Annotated in this window: 7 protein-coding genes, 2 tRNA genes and 3 rRNA genes; 5 read left to right on the forward strand and 7 right to left on the reverse strand. The window is 58.4% G+C overall.

All coding sequences use genetic code 11. From position 1 onward, the window contains the following. Positions 1-126 precede the first annotated feature (126 nt). The 5 genes from rrf to HLG70_RS12970 all read right to left on the reverse strand — a co-directional run bounded on the left by rrf (position 127) and on the right by HLG70_RS12970 (position 5,471). Positions 127-239 (reverse strand): 5S ribosomal RNA (gene rrf, locus HLG70_RS12950). 201 nt (positions 240-440) lie between these two features. Continuing rightward, positions 441-3,325 (reverse strand): 23S ribosomal RNA (locus HLG70_RS12955). Between the two features lie 306 nt (positions 3,326-3,631). Next, positions 3,632-3,707, reverse strand: a tRNA-Ala gene (locus HLG70_RS12960). A gap of 23 nt (positions 3,708-3,730) precedes the next feature. Then, positions 3,731-3,807 (reverse strand) — tRNA-Ile (locus HLG70_RS12965). A 133-nt stretch (positions 3,808-3,940) separates the two neighbouring features. Next, a 16S ribosomal RNA gene (locus tag HLG70_RS12970) occupies positions 3,941-5,471 on the reverse strand. The 16S, 23S and 5S rRNA genes sit together here with 2 tRNA genes alongside, the layout of an rRNA operon. Positions 5,472-6,375: 904 nt before the next feature. Here HLG70_RS12970 and rng point away from each other — a divergent pair. The 4 genes from rng (at position 6,376) to HLG70_RS12990 (ending at position 11,765) form a co-directional block, all read left to right on the forward strand. Then, positions 6,376-7,839, forward strand: a complete 1,464-nt coding sequence (gene rng / locus HLG70_RS12975; protein ID WP_171663409.1) for a ribonuclease G — start codon at positions 6,376-6,378, stop codon at positions 7,837-7,839. A 433-nt stretch (positions 7,840-8,272) separates the two neighbouring features. Further along, positions 8,273-9,748: a glycosyltransferase family 39 protein gene (locus tag HLG70_RS12980; RefSeq protein ID WP_171663153.1), complete on the forward strand. Its 1,476-nt coding sequence runs from the start codon at positions 8,273-8,275 to the stop codon at positions 9,746-9,748. Beyond that, a complete protein-coding gene (locus tag HLG70_RS12985) occupies positions 9,727-10,710 on the forward strand; it encodes a glycosyltransferase family 2 protein (RefSeq protein WP_171663154.1) in 984 nt (327 codons plus the stop codon). Before HLG70_RS12980 ends, HLG70_RS12985 begins: the two co-directional genes overlap by 22 nt. Before the next feature lie 353 nt (positions 10,711-11,063). Continuing rightward, complete coding sequence (locus tag HLG70_RS12990; RefSeq protein WP_171663155.1) at positions 11,064-11,765, forward strand: DUF3053 domain-containing protein; 702 nt, start codon at positions 11,064-11,066, stop codon at positions 11,763-11,765. Positions 11,766-12,249: 484 nt separating this feature from the next. Here HLG70_RS12990 and HLG70_RS12995 read toward each other — a convergent pair whose 3' ends face one another. Both HLG70_RS12995 and msbA read right to left on the reverse strand, forming a co-directional pair. Then, the gene (locus HLG70_RS12995) at positions 12,250-14,055 is read right to left on the reverse strand and encodes a monovalent cation:proton antiporter-2 (CPA2) family protein (RefSeq protein ID WP_171663156.1); all 1,806 of its coding nucleotides are present in this window, start codon (positions 14,053-14,055) and stop codon (positions 12,250-12,252) included. Positions 14,056-14,226: 171 nt separating this feature from the next. Beyond that, positions 14,227-16,002 (reverse strand): lipid A export permease/ATP-binding protein MsbA, encoded by a 1,776-nt coding sequence (gene msbA / locus HLG70_RS13000; RefSeq protein WP_171663157.1) that lies wholly within the window; start codon positions 16,000-16,002, stop codon positions 14,227-14,229. 103 nt (positions 16,003-16,105) lie between these two features. Between msbA and HLG70_RS13005 the strand changes: the two genes are divergently transcribed. After that, positions 16,106-17,074: a glycosyltransferase family 9 protein gene (locus tag HLG70_RS13005; RefSeq protein WP_171663158.1), complete on the forward strand. Its 969-nt coding sequence runs from the start codon at positions 16,106-16,108 to the stop codon at positions 17,072-17,074. The last annotated feature ends 11 nt before the right edge of the window (positions 17,075-17,085 follow it).

Consider the following 17,085-nt stretch of genomic DNA (forward strand, 5'->3'; position numbering starts at 1 on the left):
TGAAAAAACCCCTCGCGGCGTAAGCCGCGAGGGGTTTTCTGTATGGCGCTTCAAGCTGCCGCGCCCGATCGGCGCCGCAAAGACAAAACCCCACAGGGGATACCTGTGGGGTTTTGCGGAATAAAAGCCTGACGATGACCTACTTTCACAGACGTCCGTCCACTATCATCGGCGCAAAGGCGTTTCACTGTCCTGTTCGGGATGGGAAGGAGTGGTACCACCTTGCTATGGTCGTCAGGCGTAACTGGTTGAGCGGCTGCGGTTTAGGCAACGGCTCCAATCTTGGAAGAAACACAACGTGTGGGTGATCAGAGACTAGCTCGATGATCACGCACAGTGGGATGTAATTGGTGTTGGCTGGCCGCCGACGGTGCGGCCAGATTTTGTATTGAACGACACTTGGAACGCTATATCACCAGGTCAATAACCATCAGTGTTATAGGATCAAGCCTCACGGGCAATTAGTATCGGTTAGCTTAACGCATTACTGCGCTTCCACACCCGACCTATCAACGTCCTGGTCTCGAACGACCCTTCAGGGGGATCAAGTCCCCGGGATACCTTATCTTCAGACGAGTTTCCCGCTTAGATGCCTTCAGCGGTTATCTCTTCCGTACTTAGCTACCCGGCAATGCCATTGGCATGACAACCGGTACACCAGAGGTACGTCCACTCCGGTCCTCTCGTACTAGGAGCAGGCTCCGTCAAGTATCCAACGCCCACGGCAGATAGGGACCAAACTGTCTCACGACGTTTTAAACCCAGCTCACGTACCTCTTTAAATGGCGAACAGCCATACCCTTGGGACCGGCTACAGCCCCAGGATGAGATGAGCCGACATCGAGGTGCCAAACACCGCCGTCGATATGAACTCTTGGGCGGTATCAGCCTGTTATCCCCAGAGTACCTTTTATCCGTTGAGCGATGGCCCTTCCATTCAGAACCACCGGATCACTATGTCCTGCTTTCGCACCTGTTCGACTTGTCAGTCTCACAGTCAAGCACGCTTATGCCATTGCACTATCAGCACGATTTCCGACCGTACCTAGCGTACCTTCGAACTCCTCCGTTACACTTTGGGAGGAGACCGCCCCAGTCAAACTGCCCACCATGCACTGTCCCCGATCCGGATAACGGACCAAGGTTAGAACCGCAAACAAACCAGGGTGGTATTTCAAGGATGGCTCCACGTGATCTAGCGACCACGCTTCAAAGCCTCCCACCTATCCTACACAGGCCGGTTCACAGTCCAATGCAAAGCTACAGTAAAGGTTCATGGGGTCTTTCCGTCTAGCCGCGGGTAGATTGCATCATCACAAACACTTCAACTTCGCTGAGTCTCAGGAGGAGACAGTGTGGCCATCGTTACGCCATTCGTGCAGGTCGGAACTTACCCGACAAGGAATTTCGCTACCTTAGGACCGTTATAGTTACGGCCGCCGTTTACCGGGGCTTCGATCAAGAGCTTGCACCCCATCACTTAACCTTCCGGCACCGGGCAGGCGTCACACCCTATACGTCGACTTTCGTCTTTGCAGAGTGCTGTGTTTTTAATAAACAGTCGCAGCCACCGATTCTCTGCGACCCCATCATGCTAAGCGCGCAGGCGCTTCACACTACCGGGGTATACCTTCTCCCGAAGTTACGGTATCAATTTGCCGAGTTCCTTCTCCTGAGTTCTCTCAAGCGCCTTGGAATATTCATCCCGTCCACCTGTGTCGGTTTGCGGTACGGTCTCGTACAGCTGAAGCTTAGAGGCTTTTCTTGGAACCACTTCCAATCACTTCGCAAGCAATGCTCGCTCGTGTCACACCCTTGATTTACGCGCCCGGATTTGCCTAAGCGCCATCTTCGATGCAGCAACAGGGACATCCAACACCCTGATGATCTTCCGCGATCCGTCCCCCCATCGCACTGTACGACGGTACTGGAATATTAACCAGTTTCCCATCAGCTACGCATCTCTGCCTCGCCTTAGGGGCCGACTCACCCTGCGCCGATGAACGTTGCGCAGGAAACCTTGGACTTACGGCGAGGGGGCTTTTCACCCCCTTTATCGCTACTCATGTCAGCATTCGCACTTCTGATACCTCCAGCAGCCTTTACAAGCCACCTTCGCAGGCTTACAGAACGCTCTCCTACCGCGTGTACTAAAAGTACACACCCGCAGCTTCGGTTTATCGCTTAGCCCCGTTACATCTTCCGCGCAGGACGACTCGATCAGTGAGCTATTACGCTTTCTTTAAAGGATGGCTGCTTCTAAGCCAACCTCCTGACTGTCTATGCCTTCCCACTTCGTTTCCCACTTAGCGATAATTCGGGACCTTAGCTGGCGGTCTGGGTTGTTTCCCTCTTGAGTCCGGACGTTAGCACCCGGTGCTCTGTCTCCCAAGCTGTACTTGCAGGTATTCGGAGTTTGCCATAGTTTGGTAAGTCGCCATGACCCCCTAGCTATAACAGTGCTCTACCCCCTGCAGTAATACTTGAGGCACTACCTAAATAGTTTTCGGAGAGAACCAGCTATTTCCAGATTTGTTTAGCCTTTCACCCCTATCCACAGCTCATCCCCTAATTTTTCAACATTAGTGGGTTCGGTCCTCCAGCACGTGTTACCGTGCCTTCAACCTGGCCATGGATAGATCATCTGGTTTCGGGTCTACACCCAGCGACTAATTCGCCCTATTCGGACTCGCTTTCGCTACGGCTTCCCTATTCGGTTAACCTTGCCACTGAATGTAAGTCGCTGACCCATTATACAAAAGGTACGCAGTCACCCCACAAGGAGGCTCCTACTGTTTGTATGCATACGGTTTCAGGATCTATTTCACTCCCCTTCCGGGGTTCTTTTCGCCTTTCCCTCACGGTACTGGTTCACTATCGGTCGATCACGAGTATTTAGCCTTGGAGGATGGTCCCCCCATCTTCAAACAGGATTTCACGTGTCCCGCCCTACTTGTCTTACGCTTAGTTCCACACACAAAATTTCATCTACAGGGCTATCACCTGCTACGGCGGGGCTTTCCATCCCCTTCGATTATCTTGCATGCTAAAACGTAAAGGCTCTTCCGATTTCGCTCGCCACTACTTTCGGAATCTCGGTTGATTTCTTTTCCTCGAGCTACTGAGATGTTTCAGTTCACCCGGTTCGCTTCCACTAGCCTATGTATTCAGCTAGGGATACTGCATTGCTGCAGTGGGTTTCCCCATTCGGACATCTACGGATCAAAGCTTGTTTGCCAGCTCCCCGTAGCTTTTCGCAGGCTACTACGTCCTTCATCGCCTGTGATCGCCAAGGCATCCACCATATGCACTTAGTCGCTTGATCCTATAACGCTGTAGGCTATAGGACCTGAGTATTAGCGTTTGTGCCGTTCATAAGTTTCAAAGCAGCCCAGGGTTATTCACCCTAGTCTTGAGAACTTGGAACAAAATAATGCAATCACAACCCGTACTCATCTTCATCAGCAAGCTGATTACTTGATAAGTACATTTCGTTGTGCTTCTTCCAGATTGTTAAAGAACGAATATAGCTGTTGAGTAAAACCCAACTCATAAGACCGTGATTCAAACCAGAAACACGACGCTATGAGTTAGCCTCTACATCGCCACCAGGCGACTACTTGAGAATCAATGGTGGAGGTGAACGGGATCGAACCGATGACATCCTGCTTGCAAAGCAGGCGCTCTCCCAGCTGAGCTACACCCCCATATCCCGCATTCGCGAAATACTTGGTGGGTCTGGTTGGATTCGAACCAACGACCCCCGCCTTATCAAGACGGTGCTCTAACCAACTGAGCTACAGACCCAAAACCTTCTCGGATCAGTATTCAGGTAGCTGCAGACCCAGGGAAGATTCCCTCGACCCAAGCCTACAACTGATCCCAGCTATATCAAACAACCGATAAGAGTGGACGCTTAATACGAGCACTTTAAGCTCTGAAAGGAGGTGATCCAGCCGCACCTTCCGATACGGCTACCTTGTTACGACTTCACCCCAGTCATGAATCCTACCGTGGTAATCGCCCCCCTTACGGTTAGGCTAACTACTTCTGGTAAAACCCACTCCCATGGTGTGACGGGCGGTGTGTACAAGACCCGGGAACGTATTCACCGCGACATGCTGATCCGCGATTACTAGCGATTCCGACTTCACGCAGTCGAGTTGCAGACTGCGATCCGGACTACGATCGGGTTTCTGGGATTGGCTCCCCCTCGCGGGTTGGCGACCCTCTGTCCCGACCATTGTATGACGTGTGAAGCCCTACCCATAAGGGCCATGAGGACTTGACGTCATCCCCACCTTCCTCCGGTTTGTCACCGGCAGTCTCATTAGAGTGCCCTTTCGTAGCAACTAATGACAAGGGTTGCGCTCGTTGCGGGACTTAACCCAACATCTCACGACACGAGCTGACGACAGCCATGCAGCACCTGTGTTCCGGTTCTCTTGCGAGCACTACCAAATCTCTTCGGCATTCCAGACATGTCAAGGGTAGGTAAGGTTTTTCGCGTTGCATCGAATTAATCCACATCATCCACCGCTTGTGCGGGTCCCCGTCAATTCCTTTGAGTTTTAATCTTGCGACCGTACTCCCCAGGCGGTCAACTTCACGCGTTAGCTGCGCTACCAAGGCCCGAAGGCCCCAACAGCTAGTTGACATCGTTTAGGGCGTGGACTACCAGGGTATCTAATCCTGTTTGCTCCCCACGCTTTCGTGCATGAGCGTCAGTGTTATCCCAGGAGGCTGCCTTCGCCATCGGTGTTCCTCCGCATATCTACGCATTTCACTGCTACACGCGGAATTCCACCTCCCTCTGACACACTCTAGCTCGGTAGTTAAAAATGCAGTTCCAAAGTTAAGCTCTGGGATTTCACATCTTTCTTTCCGAACCGCCTGCGCACGCTTTACGCCCAGTAATTCCGATTAACGCTTGCACCCTACGTATTACCGCGGCTGCTGGCACGTAGTTAGCCGGTGCTTATTCTGCAGGTACCGTCAGTTTCACGGGGTATTAACCCATGACGTTTCTTTCCTGCCAAAAGTGCTTTACAACCCGAAGGCCTTCATCGCACACGCGGGATGGCTGGATCAGGGTTTCCCCCATTGTCCAAAATTCCCCACTGCTGCCTCCCGTAGGAGTCTGGGCCGTGTCTCAGTCCCAGTGTGGCTGGTCGTCCTCTCAAACCAGCTACGGATCGTCGCCTTGGTGAGCCGTTACCCCACCAACTAGCTAATCCGATATCGGCCGCTCTAATAGTGCAAGGTCTTGCGATCCCCTGCTTTCCCCCGTAGGGCGTATGCGGTATTAGCCACGCTTTCGCGTAGTTATCCCCCGCTACTAGGCACGTTCCGATACATTACTCACCCGTTCGCCACTCGCCACCAGACCGAAGTCCGTGCTGCCGTTCGACTTGCATGTGTAAGGCATCCCGCTAGCGTTCAATCTGAGCCAGGATCAAACTCTTCAGTTTAATCTCTGTATTTGTTTCGTATTCTTGGTCCGGATAAATCCAAACCAGGTCATACGTCGCTACTCAAAGGAAGTGAGGTATGTTCTTAAACTTGACGTCTAAGGTACTTCACTTCTAGTGAGCACTTGATTTCATTGTGCTTGTGACCGAAGTCACTCGCACTCGCATCAAGCGCCCACACTTATCGGTTGTTTAATTGTTAAAGAGCGGTACTGCTAAATTCTGCACTGCTTCTGCCCCTCAACTTCGGCTAACTTCGTTTTTGCGAAGTTGCTGTCGTTGCAGCAGAGAAACGAGATTATGAAGAAGTTTTTATCGTTTGTCAAGTCAGCGTCGTTTGTTTCAAACTCACTTCGCTTTCTTGCCTACGACCCCTTCAGGTCTCGCCGAAGGCTTGAGTTCTGGGCTTTCGCCCTGAACCGCCACCTTCTTAGCAGCTATCGAAATATCAGGGTAAACCCTAAGTTTTCGGCAACTGCCAAGACCAAGACTATAGCACAATTTTTGCAGACTGTGCAACTGGCTTCTGCCTGATTTGCACCAATCTTTGCAATAACCGCTGGGCTCTCATTCCTGATCGCTTTCTGCGGCAGGCCTTGCCGGGTGACCCCGCCAGACCTGTTGCACCTGCTTGGCTTCGCGGCTCAAAAAACTGTTTGAACTGCGAAGGAGCGAGACTATAGCACAGAATTTTGGCCTGTCATGCGCAGGTAGCAAAAAAGTTGTTCGCCTTGGCGGGATGCGCCTGCGAGTGGAGGCAATGCACGCCCTGCCCGCCACGCGGAGGCTTCTATATATATAGATAGAGGGAATGCCGCGCTTGCCTGGCGGGTGGGTACGTTTACTATTCGCCTGTACGCCGCACCTAATTGGAGACGAACACCCTATGCCCCCCGCCATCGCCCTGAGCGAAGATATCCTGATCAACGTCACCCCCTTCGAAACCCGCGTTGCGCTGGTGGAACAGGGGTCGGTGCAGGAACTGCATGTGGAACGCAGCATCCAGCGGGGCCATGTTGGCAATATTTATCTGGGGCGGGTTGTCCGTGTTCTACCTGGCATGCAGAGTGCCTTTATTGATATCGGGCTGGAGCGCGCCGCATTCATTCATATCGCGGACCTGCGCGAGAATCGTGGCGAACGCAGCCAGGGGCTGACGCCTACCCCGATAGAGAAGCTTATATTCGAGGGACAGACCATCATGGTTCAGGTGGTCAAGGATCCGCTGGGCACCAAGGGCGCCCGGCTTTCCACGCAGATCAGCATGGCGGGGCGCATGCTGGTATATCTGCCCCACGACCCTCATATCGGCATATCCCAGAAGATCGACTCTGAGTCCGAACGCATTCAATTGCGGGAACGGCTGCAGGCTCTGATGCCGGCCGAGGAAAAAGGCGGCTTCATCGTCCGCACCCAGGCGGAAGGCGCCAACGATGAGGAGCTGACGGCGGATGTGGAGTACCTGCGCAAACTCTGGACCAGCGTCCAGGCGGCCGCTCGCACTCAGCCCGCCCCCGCCCTGCTGCACCAGGACCTGACGCTGGCGCAGCGCGTCCTGCGCGACATGGTGGGACCGGGCACCGGCGCCATTCTGGTGGATTCGCGTACGACCAGCGCCGCAATGCTGGAATGGGCGCGCATCTATACGCCGTCGGTGGTGGACAGGATCCAGCATTACAGCGGCGAACGGCCGCTGTTCGACACCGCCAATGTAGACGACGAGATCGCGCGCGCGCTGTCTCGCCGAGTGGACCTGAAATCGGGCGGCTACCTGATCATCGACCAGACCGAGGCGCTGACGACGGTGGACGTCAATACAGGCGGCTTCGTAGGCGGCCGCAATTTCGACGACACGATCTTCAAGACCAACCTGGAGGCCGCGCAAGCCATTGCTCGACAACTTCGGTTGCGCAATCTGGGCGGCATCGTCATCCTGGACTTCATCGACATGGAGGAACAGGAGCACCGTGAAACGGTGCTGGCCGAACTGAAAAAGGCGCTGTCGCGTGACCGCACCCGCATGACCGTCAACGGCTTTACGCAGTTGGGCCTGGTGGAGATGACGCGCAAGCGCACGCGCGATTCGCTGGCGCATCAATTATGCGAGCCCTGCCCCATGTGCGAGTCGCGCGGCAATGTACGCACCCCGCGCACCGTCTGCTACGAGATCCTGCGTGAAATCCTGCGCGAGGCCCGGCAGTTCAATCCCAAGGAGTTCCGGATCCTTGCATCGCAGGATGTGGTGGACCTGTTCCTGGAAGAGGAAAGCCAGCACCTCGCGATGCTGGGCGATTTCGTCGGCAAGCGCGTGTCGCTGGAAGTGGAAAGCACGTACTCCCAGGAGAAGTACGACATAATCCTGGTCTAGTGTCCCGGGCTTCTCACGGGCTGTGGGATCGCCACCGCGACGCGGCAGGCCAATGGCAGCACAGCTACACCATGCTGCCCATCAACGCGGACGATGCCCCCCCCTGTTCAGGGACTCCCACCAGCCGAACAAGGGAAAGCGGATGGTCGTAATCCTGCCTAAGGGCTCTTACGACGACTGGCTTACGGCCATCTCCGAGCAGAGCCGGGATTTCCTCGTCCCCTTCCCGTCCGACAGACTCGTCGCCTCCCCGATGGGCTGACCCTGCACATTCTGAACGCCTGGGCCGAATCCTACCCCCGGATCGCCCATCCCAGCCATTGCTCGCCCGCGCTGGAAATTCTTCAACCTACAAGTGAAAACACGCCGGGCGCGCTAGGGGAAGATCCAGCTGCGGTATATTACACGCCTTCAAAAACTACAAACTCGGGCCATGTCTTTAGTATCGGCTAGTCAACGTGCGGGAAGGGTGGGGTCGGTAAGTCAAAGCACGGAAGTGGCGGGGTCTCGCTGGAAAATTGAGGCCCTTTTCATTCCGATCGTGGCGCTGGCAGCTCTCTGGAGCTGCTACTGGTTACTTGATCCGCGCAATTTCTTCAAGGCCGACGACTGGGCCTGGCTTGGATTTTCCGCGTTTGAAGACATCGGGGATTTTCTAAATATCCTTCCCAGGGCGCTATACAACGACCGCCCCGTCGGCGCCCTGTTCATCCGTGGCATGCACCACCTGGTGGGCTTGAACTACCCGGTATTCCAAGCGGTCTTGCTGCTCCTGCATGCCGCCAACAGTGTGATGCTCTACCTGATTGCCTGCCGATATATGCCCCGGAAAGGCGCATTCGTTGCGGCGATCCTTTCAGCGACATGGTTTGTAGCGCTCAACGCTGTTGGCTGGGTAGCTGCCATCTTCGACCTTCTCGGGGCCACACTTTGCCTTCTGGGCGTGCTATTGCGCCAGCAAGCTCTGCGCCGTGGTGGCGATTGGCGATGGAATATTGCAGGAGCCTTGGCCTACCTGCTGGCATTCAGAACCAAGGAATATGCCATCGGTCTGGTAGCTGTGTTGTTCCTGATGGAACTGTTGTGTGAGCGTCGGCGCATTCGCCAAATCCTGCTCGGCTTGGCGCCCTATATCGGCATCTTCGTCGTATACATGGCGAGCTATTTCTGGATCTATGTCCAGATGACCATCCCGGCCGACGATCCGTACAAGCCTCATTTCTCGATGATAGACGTGGTGTCAAATCTCTGGCGCTACATCGAAAACATGTTCTTTCCGGAGATCGTGGGCCGCTGGGCCTTGGTGGCAGTCGTCTTGGGCCTGGTACCCGTTGCGGTGCTGACGGCATGGCGCCGGAACGGCGCGGCGATGTGGGGGCTTGCCAGCTTCGCAATCCTGCTTGGACCGACGCTGCTGCTATCGAATCACCTGGACAATCTGTACCTCTACGCACCTCACTTTTTCATGGCGATAGCGATTGGGGCGGGTTTTGCCGCCGGTTGGGTTGGCCGGCTGATTGCCTTAGCGTTGGCGATTTTCGTCCTCCTGGCCCCAGTGGTGTCGGGGCAGCGTACCGTGATCGCCAACTTCACATTGGGCAAGACCGAGGTCATACAGTCGCAGTACCAGTTTGCAATGGAGAAGCTGGCTGGCGCCGAGGACAATACCACCGTGGTGGTTTCCGGCGTAGAGCCCTACTTCAATCTTTTCTCTTATGGCCCGGGCGACGCGCTGAATATTGCGGTGTGGCAGAAGAAATTCAAACTTGTCGTCGAGAAGCCGATGGAAGATCTGGACAGGGCCTTTTGCGAAGCTTCAGGTGCCAAGCGGTTCTTCCACTTCGATGGAACGACTGGTACGGACATAACCGCTGAGAAAATGGAAAAATGCGCGACTCTTACCAAGTAGTAACTACCCCTCCCCGGACGTCCGATGCGCTCGTGTCGATCGTTGTTCCGTTCTACAACGAATCGGAAACAATAAGCTTTTTCTACGAGACCATTACCCGGGTTCTGCCAGAAATGGGAATTCGTCGTTATGAGCTGGTCTGCGTCAACGATGGCAGCAAGGACGACACCTTGCTCAAGCTGGTCGCGCTTTCCAAGCTGGACGAACGGGTCCGCGTGGTTGACCTTTCCCGAAATTTTGGCAAGGAGGCTGCGCTGACTGCTGGGGTCGATGAGTCCGTGGGTGACGTAGTGGTGCCGATGGATTGCGATCTGCAGGATCCGCCTCAATTGATTGGCGTCATGTTGAACCGTTGGCAGCAGGGGTTCGACGTGGTATTGGCCAAGCGTTCCGATCGTTCATCCGACGGTTACCTGAAGCGCGTAACGGCCGCCATGTTTTATCGGGTGCACAATAAGTTATCGGATACAAGCATTCCCGAGAATGTCGGTGACTTTCGACTGATGGACAGGCGCGTGGTGGACGCTCTCAAGCTGATGCCCGAGCGGCGCCGGTTCATGAAAGGCTTGTTCGCATGGGTGGGCTTCAAGTCGACCGTGGTCGAATATGTGCGCGAGCAGCGCGTCGCCGGCACCACAAAATTCAGTGGAATAAAACTGGTCAACTTCGCCATTGAGGGCATCACCAGCTTCAGCACGGCGCCACTACGCCTGACTACTTACATGGGGCTGCTGACATCTGCCGCCGCCTTTCTGTATGCCATGTACATCATCGTGCGCACCTTGGTTCATGGCGCGGATTTGCCTGGCTACAGCTCGATGCTGACCGTTATTCTTTTTCTTGGCGGAGTACAGCTGATCAGCGTGGGGATCGTCGGGGAGTACGTTGGCCGTATTTATATGGAGTCAAAGCAGCGTCCAATCTACATCATCCAAGACAGGTACCAGAACGACCCCGCTTGAAATCGGAACGGGTGCACACGCGCTCAGCGCAGCCGCCCTGGCAGGCTTCCAGTTGGGTCCTGACCCGCATGAATAAAGGCTCATGCCTTTTGCTGCCGGGCAAAACGGCATTATCCCGGTCCAGCCTTGCCAGCAGGGAAAGTCCGGCCGGAATATCCGAATCGCGCAGCCCCTAATACCCGAATCATGCGCGCCATTCAAGCCGATATGTATGGATTTTGTGTCCTAACGATACGTTTGAAATGAAGTTTGAAACCAATGGCGGTACGGAGAGCTAGTCGATAAGCTGCGGGCGCTTTGCCGGGTCATATCCCGCTCGGCGCCTTTTCTTTAGCTTTCCGGAGATCAATGCAATGAAGTCCCTATTCCGTCCGTTCCTGATGCTGGTCGCGGCCTTGCCGCTGGTGCTGGCCGCTTGCGGCGACAAGGAACCTGAACAGCGCGCGGCATTCACCCAGTTCTTGCAGACCCGCATCGTTGATAAGCCCGGGGTGCGCGTGCCGCAATTGACGGACGAGGAAAAGAAATCCTTCGGCGATTACGCTGCCCAATATGCGGTGATCACCGACTTCAATTCGGGGATGGATGCCTCGGTCAAGCCGCTGTCGGGCATCATGCAAAAGGGCGCCATGCGCTCGCTCAACGATATCGTGACCCGTCGCGACGACCTGAAGACCGTGCAGGGCGCGCTCAACGACATGAGCGCCGCCCTGAAAGAGCAGCAAGCCAAGGCGGATGCCGCCCGTGCGCAGCTCAAGCAGCCGGATGACCTGAAGGCGGTGTACGACAAGGCCTACGAAAAGACGGTGAGCCTGCCGGCCGACACGTTCCGCGATGTGCTGCCGCAATTGAACGCCACCTTCGACAGCAGCCTGAAGATCGCCGACTACGTGGAAGCCCACAAGGCACAGATCGAGATCGCCGGTCCGATCGTGAAGGTGAAGGATCCGGCCGTGCAGGCCGAACTGAACCAGCTGCTGCAGGACCTGAACACCCAGGCAAAGAACGTGCAGCAGGCGCAGACGCGTTTGCAGGCCGTGATGATGGGCCGCTAAGCGCCACGACGAAAAGCCCCGCCCCATCGTTCGATGGGGCGGGGCTTTTTCATGGTTGGCGCGAACCGCCCGACGGAAAGCGGGCTGGATTCAGGGCAGAACTCCGGGTGCGCCGCCCCTCAGGACACCGCGGCCGCGGCGATACGGAAGGGGAAGGCCTTGGCACCCCTGGCCTTGTCTGTTTCGCGGTGAGCGCTGATAGCCCACGCAGGGCCAACCCCGCCAGTATGCAAGATCAGCTGGCGCATCGAGCCGGCTGAGAACCCGCATTGAAGAGTCAAGGCCTGACGCCGGGCAAGCTCAACACCAATAGCGTGCGACGAGGTCGAATTCCGGTCCGATTGCAGCATGGCAGCCCCCTGGCAAATGCGCTTCATGAGTGAAGCGTCAGTACGGCTAAATCTACCTTAGCCACCCGTGTTTGCGCGTGAAATGATGCGTAAAGTAATGCAAAGATACCGAAATTCAAGGCAAGAAATGGCCATCAGGGGGATGGACTGGGCTCCGCCTCGACGGTTTCGCGGTCGGGCCTGTCATTTTTGCCATCCGGTTGGCTTGTCATATTTCCGTAGAGCAGCGACCGGCCGGCGAACAGGCCGCCCGCCACTTCCAGTTCGAAGCGTTCCGTATCGCGTTGGCGCACGTCCTGCACGACCTCCTGGGCCTCGTCCGCCGGGACCCCGATAGCGCGTAACGCGGCCTCGCCGAAGACCAGGGCGGATTCGAAGGTTTCGCGGACCTGAAAGTCCACACCTTCCTTGACCAGCGCCAGCGCATGGATGCGGTCATACGCGCGCACCACCACCCGCACCAGCGGAAATTCAGATTTGATCAGCTTGACCATATGCGTGGCCGCGCGCGGATCGTCAATACAGATGAGGATGGCGCAAGCGTGTTCCGCACCGGCGGACCGCAGCATATCCACGCGCGTACCGTCCCCGTAATAGACCTTCACACCCCATTTCGCAGCCGCGCGGATTGCGTCGGTATCGGTATCCAGGATGGATACTTTCAGGTCGCGGGCCAGCATGGTCTGGGTCACGACCTGCCCGAAACGCCCGAAACCCACGATCAGGGCGCAGCCGTCCAGGTCGCGGGCCACGTCCACGCCGTCCATGGATGGCGTGGGCTTGGGCAGCAGCCAGCGCAAGGACAGGACGCAAAGCGGAGTCAGCGCCATGGAGATGATGACGACTGCCGTCAGCACCGCGCCCACATGCGCGTCGAAGATGCCCTTGTCCGCCGCCGCCCCGTACAGGACGAACGCGAATTCGCCGCCTTGCGCCAGCAGCGCCGCGCGCGTCACGGCTTCGGCGTGCGTGGCGCGCAACAGCCGGGCCACGACATAGACGCCAACGGATTTCACCAGCATGAAAACCGCGACGCCCGCCAGAATCAGCGGCCATTCTCGCACCACGGCCGACAGGTCCAGGGACATGCCCACGCCCAGGAAGAACAGGCCGAGCAGAATGCCTCGAAAAGGTTCGACCTCGGCCTCCAGCTGATGGCGGAAAGTGGATTCAGACAGCAGGACCCCGGCAAGAAAGGCCCCCATGGCCATGGACAGGCCGCCCAGTTCCATCAGCAGCGCCGCGCCCAGCACGACCAGCAAGGCCGCGGCCGTCATGACTTCGCGAGCGCGCGCGGCGGCCAGCAGCCGGAACAGCGGGTTGAGCAACCAGCGACCCGCCGCCAGCAGGGCCAGGATGCACGCCATCGCGATGGCCGACTGCAGCCACGGATTGCCATCACCGGCGTTGCCCGCCGGGGCCAGCAAGGCCGCCAGCGCAAGCAGGGGGACGATGGCAAGGTCTTCGAGCAGCAGGATGGACACGATGCGCTGCCCCTGCGCGCTGGCAGTCTCGTCGCGCTCGGCCAGTATCTGCATCACGATGGCGGTGGACGACAGTACAAAGCCCATCGCCGCCATGAAGGCCGCAGGCCCGGACAATCCGGCCAGCAGCCCCACGGCCGTCAACAGACCGCCGCAAGCCAGCACCTGCGCGACGCCCAGGCCAAAGATCTCGCCCCGCAGCTTCCACAGGCGCGAGGGCTGCATTTCCAGGCCGATGATGAAAAGAAACATCACCACGCCCAGTTCGGCCACGTGCAGGATGGACTTGGGGTCGGAGAAGAAACCGATGCCGAACGGGCCGATGACCAGGCCAGCGGCAAGATAACCCAGGACCGATCCCAGCCCCAGCCGCTTGAACAAGGGGACGGCGACGACCGCCGCCCCCAGCAGGACGACGACATTGATGAGTTGATTGCCTTCGGAAGGCAGGGCCATGAGGCGCTCCTGGTTGCATGGCGGGCCAAAGCGCCTGAGACGCCGCCCTGCCCGCTTCACGCAGGCCTAGCCCATTTTCCGGCAATCCGCGGGATTGGCAATCAGGAACTTCGGTAAGAGAAAAAAACCGCCGCGAATCGCGGCGGTTTCGAGGACGGTGTGCAGCGCGGGTCAGTCGTCGCGGAATTGCATCTTGTAGAGCGAGGCGTACAGGCCATTGGCCGCCAGCAGTTCCGCGTGCGGTCCCTGTTCGACGATCTTGCCGGCATCCAGCACGATGATGCGGTCGGCATTCTGCACCGTGGAGAGGCGATGGGCGATGACCAGCGTGGTGCGTCCCTTCATCAGGCGTTCGAGCGAAGCCTGGACCTGGCGCTCGGACTCGTTGTCCAGCGCGGAGGTGGCCTCGTCCAGAATCAGGATGGGCGCGTTCTTGATGAGCGCGCGGGCAATCGCCAGGCGCTGGCGCTGACCACCGGACAGGCGGGCGGCGTTCTCGCCCACGGGCGTGTTCAGGCCCTGCGGCAGGCCTTCGACGAACTCCAGCAAATTGGCGGCGGCCAGGGCGTCGCGCACCTTCTGCTCGCTGGACTTGCCGGACGCGCCATAGCCGACGTTGGCGGCGATGGTGTCGTCGAACAGCACGACGTCCTGGCTCACCAGCGACAGGTGCGAGCGCAGGCTGCGCAGCGTCAGGTCCTCGATGGGCACGTCGTCCACGAGGATCTGGCCGCTGTCGGGCAACACGAAGCGCGGCAGCATGTTGACCAGCGTGGTCTTGCCGCTGCCCGAACGTCCCACCAGGGCCACGGTCTGCCCCGGCTCCACGACGAAGGTAGCGTTGCTGACCGTATCGCGGTCGGCGTCGGGGAAGCGATGCGTGACGCTGCGGAATTCAACCTTGCCGCGCACCGGCTCGGGCAGCTCCTTGGAGCCGGTCTCGTTTTCCGGAATCTGGTCGATCAGCGTAAACACGCTTTCGGCGGAAACCAGCATCTTCTGCATTTTGGCGGCGACGTTGGTCAGGCGCTTGATCGGGTCGAAGATCTGGGCCAGCGCGGCCATGAAGGAGGCGAAGCTGCCCACGGTGAGCGCGCCACTGTTGGCCTGGCTGAGCGCCACGGCGATGACCGCGCCGACCGAAATCGAGATGCACACCTGGGTCAGCGGCGTCAGGGCCGCATCGGCCGTGGCGGTGCGCATGGCGAAGCGGCGCAGGCGCCGGCTGACGAAATCAAACCGGCCGCGCTCGACTTCGTAGCCGTCGAACAGCTTGATGACGCGCTGGCCGTCGATGCCTTCGCCAACCACGCGGGTCAGTTCGGCGTTCATATTGACGGTTTCGCGGTTGATGCGGCGCAGGCGCTTGATGAAGAAACGCGAGATCAGCACCGATACCGGCAGCATGACCAGGATGATCAGCGTCAGCACCCACGACATGTACAGCAGCACGCAGATCAGCGCGACGACGACCAGGGTCTCCCGCACCAGGACGGTAATGACGTCGGTGGCATAGCCGGTGACGTTGCCGGCGTCGATCGTGAAACGGTTCAAGAGGCGGCCGGTGTCACCGCGCTTGAAGTCGGCATCCGGCAGGCCCAGCAGGCGCTCGAACATGTCCCGGCGCATGCCCAGCAGCACGTTATTGGCCACCCAGGCCAACAGATAATCGCTGAAGAAGTTGCAGATTCCGCGCAACAGGATCAGGCCCACGACCGCCAGCGGCAGGGCCCAGACGTAATAGGGTTTGGTGCCGGAGAAGCCGCCGTCCAGCAAGGGCTTCATAATGACGGCCAGAACGGGTTGCGTGGCCGCCGCGCCCGCCATCAGCAGGATGGCCGCCACCAAGCCCTTCCAATAGGAACCCACGCGGCTGTAGATCCGGCTCCAGAGTTCAGCTTTGACGGGTTGAGAACTCGCGGGCGCGTTGGGTGCGGCAGAATTCAAAGGGATCACTCGCTTTTATACAATTGTGCCCAGAATTGTACCGGCTGCGCGCCCCCGCGCTGGCTCCTGCCCCCTTAGCCCTAACTGCGCATCGCGCCCATCCATGTCCGATATCAGTAGCTTGTACGTCCGGTTGCCCAATTGGGTGGGCGATGTCTGCATGAGCCTGCCCAGCCTGCGCGCCTTGCACGCCAGCGGCCTTCCCTTGGTGATCTGCGCCCGCCCCTGGGCCCGCGACCTGCTCGACGGCGTGGCGAAACAGGATTTCATCCCCATGTGCGGCAAAGTGGGCCCCGACCGGGCGGCCGTCAGCGCCCATCGGCGAGGCCAGGGCGCCCGGGGCCGCCACGCCCGCGGGCTGCTGCTGCCGGACTCGCTGTCCAGCGCGCTGGTCTTCCGCCTGGCCGGCCTGCCTTCGGCGGGCTATCGGGACGACGGCCGCAGCTTTCTGCTGCGCTGGCCCTACGCCAAGCCCGCCGAATCGCTGCATGCCGTCGAATCCTGGCACCATCTGACGCGCGAAGCCCTCAAGCGCTGGGGCCTGCCTTCCGGCCCCGCTCAGCCCGGCCCGACGCTGGACCTGCCCTTGACCCCGGCCCACCATGGCGCCGCCGACCGGGCGCTGGAGGACGCCGGCCTTGCCGGCCAGCGTTTCGTGCTGATCGCGCCCACCGCCACTGGCCTGCACAAGGGCAAGATCAAGGTCTGGCCAGGATTCGATACACTTACCCGCGCCTTGCAGGCCCGCGGCCATACCGTGGTAATGTGCCCCCCTCCGGCCGAAACCGAAGAAGCCCGGCGCAATGCGCCGACGGCACAATTGCTGCCTCCCCTTTCGCTGGGCGCCTTCGCGGCGCTGACCGCCAGGGCGGCGCTGGTAATTTGTAACGATTCCGGCGTGTCGCACGTCGCCGCGGCCGCATCGGCCCGGGAGCTCACGCTCTTTGGCGTGACTCGGCCGGACAGGACTGGCCCCTGGTCGCCGCGCGCGGTATGCGTGGGATCGGAGCTGGCCTGGCCATCCCAGGAAGAAGTTGAACGGCAGGCCAACCGCCTGCTGGACGGTACGTAGTAATCAGGATT

It is taken from the genome of Achromobacter deleyi (genome assembly GCF_013116765.2).
GTDB classification, from domain to species: Bacteria; Pseudomonadota; Gammaproteobacteria; order Burkholderiales; family Burkholderiaceae_B; genus Achromobacter; species Achromobacter deleyi_A.

Excerpts from the sequence above, each read along its gene's own strand:
- HLG70_RS13005 (WP_171663158.1), top strand. The coding sequence starts at position 16,106 with ATGTCCGATATCAGTAGCTTGTACGTCCGGTTGCCCAATTGGGTGGGC.
- HLG70_RS12985 (WP_171663154.1), top strand. The coding sequence starts at position 9,727 with ATGCGCGACTCTTACCAAGTAGTAACTACCCCTCCCCGGACGTCCGAT.
- HLG70_RS12995 (WP_171663156.1), bottom strand. The coding sequence starts at position 14,055 with ATGGCCCTGCCTTCCGAAGGCAATCAACTCATCAATGTCGTCGTCCTG.
- HLG70_RS12980 (WP_171663153.1), top strand. The coding sequence starts at position 8,273 with ATGTCTTTAGTATCGGCTAGTCAACGTGCGGGAAGGGTGGGGTCGGTA.
- HLG70_RS12990 (WP_171663155.1), top strand. The coding sequence starts at position 11,064 with ATGAAGTCCCTATTCCGTCCGTTCCTGATGCTGGTCGCGGCCTTGCCG.